This window comes from Moorena sp. SIO3I6, assembly GCF_010672095.1.
Map to the genome: position 1 here is coordinate 1 of NZ_JAAHHU010000484.1, position 3,229 is coordinate 3,229.

5 protein-coding genes and 1 riboswitch are annotated in these 3,229 nt (G+C 42.9%); of the genes, 3 read left to right on the forward strand and 2 right to left on the reverse strand.

Annotated elements, in window-relative coordinates:
- The first annotated feature begins 162 nt into the window (after positions 1 to 162).
- A riboswitch (Glutamine riboswitch) is annotated at positions 163 to 247 on the forward strand.
- 88 nt (positions 248 to 335) lie between these two features.
- Complete coding sequence (locus tag F6K49_RS38300) at positions 336 to 1,511, reverse strand: RNA-guided endonuclease TnpB family protein (RefSeq protein ID WP_293105548.1); 1,176 nt, start codon at positions 1,509 to 1,511, stop codon at positions 336 to 338.
- 28 nt (positions 1,512 to 1,539) lie between these two features.
- Here F6K49_RS38300 and F6K49_RS38305 point away from each other — a divergent pair, with 28 nt between their 5' ends.
- The 3 genes from F6K49_RS38305 to F6K49_RS38315 all read left to right on the forward strand — a co-directional run bounded on the left by F6K49_RS38305 (position 1,540) and on the right by F6K49_RS38315 (position 3,067).
- The gene (locus tag F6K49_RS38305; protein WP_293061169.1) at positions 1,540 to 1,704 is read left to right on the forward strand and encodes a hypothetical protein; all 165 of its coding nucleotides are present in this window, start codon (positions 1,540 to 1,542) and stop codon (positions 1,702 to 1,704) included.
- A 386-nt stretch (positions 1,705 to 2,090) separates the two neighbouring features.
- Positions 2,091 to 2,264: a DUF4278 domain-containing protein gene (locus F6K49_RS38310; protein ID WP_293061171.1), complete on the forward strand. Its 174-nt coding sequence runs from the start codon at positions 2,091 to 2,093 to the stop codon at positions 2,262 to 2,264.
- 398 nt (positions 2,265 to 2,662) lie between these two features.
- A complete protein-coding gene (locus F6K49_RS38315; protein WP_293105554.1) occupies positions 2,663 to 3,067 on the forward strand; it encodes a hypothetical protein in 405 nt (134 codons plus the stop codon).
- A gap of 41 nt (positions 3,068 to 3,108) precedes the next feature.
- Here the strand turns inward: F6K49_RS38315 and F6K49_RS38320 are convergent.
- The coding region (locus tag F6K49_RS38320; RefSeq protein ID WP_293105558.1) for a hypothetical protein at positions 3,109 to 3,229 on the reverse strand (121 nt) is incomplete at its 5' end.

A 3,229-nucleotide genomic window follows, 5' to 3' on the forward strand; every position in this document is an offset into this window, starting at 1 on the left:
AACTTTCACCTTTATCACTCATAGTCTTGCCACTCCCACAAGCTTGCAGTTATTTAACTGTAGCGCCTGAGGTTAGAACTGGCGACAACGGGAAACTATTAACTTTTATGAAGATATTGAGATTTACCTGCAAAACAGTTACAATAGATACAGAAATTACAAATCGTTCATCTGTTCATGACTTAACCATAGGTGATCAAGCTTCATGGAGAGACGGAAGTAAGGATAAATCCTGAAGGAACGCGCCTCTTATCACTACACTGACATTATGAGGCGAAGACTTTGACATCCTCCCACCGCGCTCATCTTAGATGATAGCGGGGGATTCCTAAGACTCACGACTTAGGTTTCTGCTTCAATGCACCAGCCTTCCGAGATTTACTCTCTTCCGGTCTTACGGTCGCTCCACAGACTGAAACGGCAAGCCCTGCCGCCAAAATATTAATTGATGCGTTAATATCGCGATCATGGTGAGCATTACAAGAGGGACAATCCCACTCTCGAATATTTAAAGGTAAAGATTCAACGCGATTTAAGCATACAGAGCAAAGTTTGCTACTGGGAAACCACCTGTCAATTAAGACAGCTTTGCGGTCGTACCACTCTGACTTGTATTTGACCTGACGAATTATTTCCGCCCAGTTAGCATCACTGATTACTTGAGCTAATTTGTGATTTTTTACCAGATTTTTTACAGCTAAGTCCTCAAAGGCAATCAATTGGTTTTCTTTGACCAGTTTAGTGGTTAGCTTATGGGTAAAATCTCTTCTAGAGTCTTTAATTTTTGCGTGGATTCTGGCAACTTTCAAACGAGCTTTACAACGGTTGTTGGATCCTTTTTGTTTCCGTGATAGATCTTTTTGGTATTTAGCTAGTTTTTTCTTGAGTTTTTTAAAATGTTTAGGGTTGGTTATTTGGTCTCCGTTACTGGTTGTAATTAGGCTGGTAATCCCCAAATCAAAACCAATTTGATGGCTAGTTGGAGGTAGACTCAAATCTCTGTGATCATTAAACCTGATTGAGATATGCCAACGATTAGACGGATCTAAGCTAACTGTAACGGTACTTGGATTACAGTTAGCCGGTAACTGACGACTCCAACGAATAGGCAAAGGTTCTTGGCATTTAGCCAAATAGATCTGGCTATTTCTCCATTTAAATGCGGATTTGGTAAATTCCGCAGTACCACCATTGCGTTTTTTCTTGAAGTTTGGATACTTAGCACGACCTGCAAAGAAATTAGTGAAAGCTGTTTGAAGATGTCTTAATCCCTGTTGGAGTGGAACACAACTTACTTCATTGAGAAAAAATAAATCTTCTTCTTTTTTCCAACCTGTTAACATTGAAGAGGTTTCTTTGTAGGTTATTCTTTCTTGACGTTCGTACCACCCTTTGGTTCTAGCATCTAGAGCTTTGTTGTAAACAAGTCTTACACAGCCTATAGTTCTCCTCAACAGAGTTTCCTGCTCAGGTGTAGGATAAAAGCGGTATCGGTAAGCTTTTTCAGACATACTCACATTTTCAACCATTTTATGTGAGATGTCAACTGGACCCATGGACGCAATTCCTGAGGGTCAGAAGTTACCCCAGCGAGCAATCTCTCGCTGGGGCAGCCTTTATGGTTGGGAACGAAGTTACCGCAAGAATAAGGCAGCCTTTATGGTTGGTCGGTTATGGGTAAAAGGGTTAAAACTTTATGATTAAGGCTGCCTTAATAAACAGGTTTCATCTCCGGTCGGCTATGGGTAAAAGGGTTAAAACTTTGAGGCACGACCCATGGCGAATTTAATTACGGGTCAAGGGCGCCTCCATGATTAAGGCCAGAGACGAAACCTTAGGAGAGTGGAGCCTTTATGGTTAGTCGGTTATGCGTAAAAGGGTTAAAACTGTTTGATTAGCGATGCAGCGCGGTCTTGGGGGTTTCCCCCATGAGCGACTGCATCAAGACAAGGCGACCCTCTCCTTACGGTAACTTCAAACCTTATTTTAAGGTTTCGTCTCCGGGCTGTGTGCGGAACCTGCGTCCGCACTTTATAGCCCCGTCTCCCGCTAACCCTACGGGTATAACGGGAGTCTCCTTGCTCTTAAGGATGAAACTTTCTTATCGCGGTGTTAGCTACCAATACCATCCTTGGGAAGTTTCCACCACAGCAGTTGACTTTGCTGGCAAGTACCGGGGACTGAATTACCGATTGGGTAGTGCCCATCATTTAACACTTGTGCAAGACAAAGTCAACCTCAAATATCGTGGCGTTTCTTATTAACTAATATATTGGCTAAATATTAGCTCAGTATTCTAGCCTATAAACAAGCTGCCTATAAACTTATAGCCAGTGGTGGCGATATGCCCTAGGCATCTGCCCTGTAAGCAATCACTCTCTTGGTGTGCGTTCCCTACCGCTTTGAATAAGCGCGGGGTTCCACCCCATCTTTAATTTGGCTGCCTGATTGGGTGACAACCCAGCGGGATAGAGAAGTACTAGATACAGAAGTACTAAATGCACCCTGACTAATTCCCTCAGCCACTGACAGAGGACATTCTCTGTCAGTGGCTGGTTTTTTTTGTGTTGATATCAGTTTTTAAAGAAGATTTGTGATATAAATATTTATAATATTTAACATAAAGTAACAAGAGACTACCTAGAGGCAGGAAAAATTAACTATGGGACTCTTTGGCAATTTGTTCAACTCTCAGACCAAGTACGTTGATGAGGACCGCCAGGATATGGCACAGTCTATAGAAGCTAACCAGTCCAAAGAGTATTTCTTGGACACAGATCAAGCCAAAACAATGGGAAACATTGACTACATGCGCAGCAGTGTTAAGGTCAAGAAATCCTTTCCCAAGACCAAAACTGCTATTTTAAGCGGTGAAGTAGTAGAGCAGATCTCCGCTACGGATAAAGTCACCCTTTCCCAAAATGAGACACCTATGGCCACGTCTGAGCCTGCTTCCCAGTCTGGAGCGACATTAGAACAAAACGGTCAGGTAAGCTCTCAACGCCGTCGCCCTGACTCAAGCATGGATCCGTTCCTCAAAATGGCTCAGGATCTAAGAAAGGGTTAATTTACTGCTGTGTAGATTGACTGGAACTCTAAACAGCATGATCAAATCTTAACTGCACCAGTGGCAAATTTGATTTTTAGATAATCCTCTTCCATCTTGGCTCCTGAAGGTTTTAGGGCTGCTAAAGCTTGGGGGAGGACTAAATTGCGCCGATGGTTACCA